The following is a 1229-nucleotide window of genomic DNA, read 5'->3' on the forward strand; positions in this document are numbered from 1 at the left end:
ATAGTACATTTTCCAATACTGGAACTCGGACCAAATCTGAGAATTTAGAGGAAACAAATCAGATAAATGAAGTCAAGAATGACCTTTTCTCTATACTAACGGAAACTGAGTTTGAACACAAACTCAATTCTAAAAAAGATTTGGTGAAAATAGAAGTGGAATATGAGTTTGAAGCTAAAGAGAAATCAGAAATGTTTTTGGAATCATCCTCGACGAAGAATAATTTTAATTCAGACTCTTTTGATAGATTATTATCTAATAAACTTAAACTGAGGTCTCGATATGATAAGGCGCTCAAAAATGACGGTTACCTCACTATTGGGTATCAATTTGATTTAAACACCATAGATCAGAATCAGGCTTTTTCAGATAACCTCAATTTCACTTCTGCTGTAAACAATATTATGTTTACGCAATTTGATAATACTGCATTCGCTGACTATTTCAATGAATTTGGTAGTATATCTTACAATATAGGGCTGAGACTTGTAAATACTGAACGTAAATTGAATAATGAGGACACCAATGAATCATCTGGTAAAAATTTTTTGAATTTGTTACCTCAAATAGGTTTAGAATATGAATATGGAGAGGGGAACGAAATAAGTCTTAATTATTTCAGTCTCTTAAGACAACCTCGTTTAACCTTTCTGAACAATTTTAACTCCAGTCTAGACTTACAAAGAATAAGTGTAGGTAATCCTGACTTAAAACCCCAGTCAACACAATATATAGAATTAGAATTCCTTAATGAATTTGAAAACTCTTCTCTCAGTACAACACTATACACTAATTTCGTAAAAGATATAATACAATACTCTTCAGTTTTTGACTCTGAAAATGACATCACTATTACCAGGCCAGAAAATATTGGAAGAGCAACTACTTTTGGAATTGACTTCTCTTATAGCTTAAACTTTCCGAAGTGGCTAAAGACAATAGTCAAATTAAATGGAAGATATGGAGCCATTTCAAAAGAAGATATTGACAATAACGGTTTTTATAGCGTGAAAAGTTCTATCATAAATATTATTCGACTTAAATCTTACAAACTTGAATGTAGTTGGTTTTTTAATCCTAAAAGTAAAGTCAATTTCCAAACCTTTCAAAAGTCAAATCAGTACTTCAAATTTGGGGTAAGCAGAAGGGTATTTAAAAATAAAGGTAATTTAGTGCTGTCTGTTTTAGATCCATTTAATTCGGCTAGAATAATTCAAAATATTGAGGGG

1 protein-coding gene is annotated in these 1229 nt (G+C 31.1%); it reads left to right on the top strand.

Translation table 11 applies throughout. The features are described 5' to 3' along the window. Window positions 1-1229: outer membrane beta-barrel family protein (locus E1171_RS01110; protein ID WP_155203251.1), on the top strand; the 1229-nt coding region annotated here is incomplete at both ends.

Origin of the sequence: Xanthovirga aplysinae (genome assembly GCF_009711365.1) — a bacterium.
Taxonomy (GTDB): Bacteria; Bacteroidota; Bacteroidia; order Cytophagales; family Cyclobacteriaceae; genus Xanthovirga; species Xanthovirga aplysinae.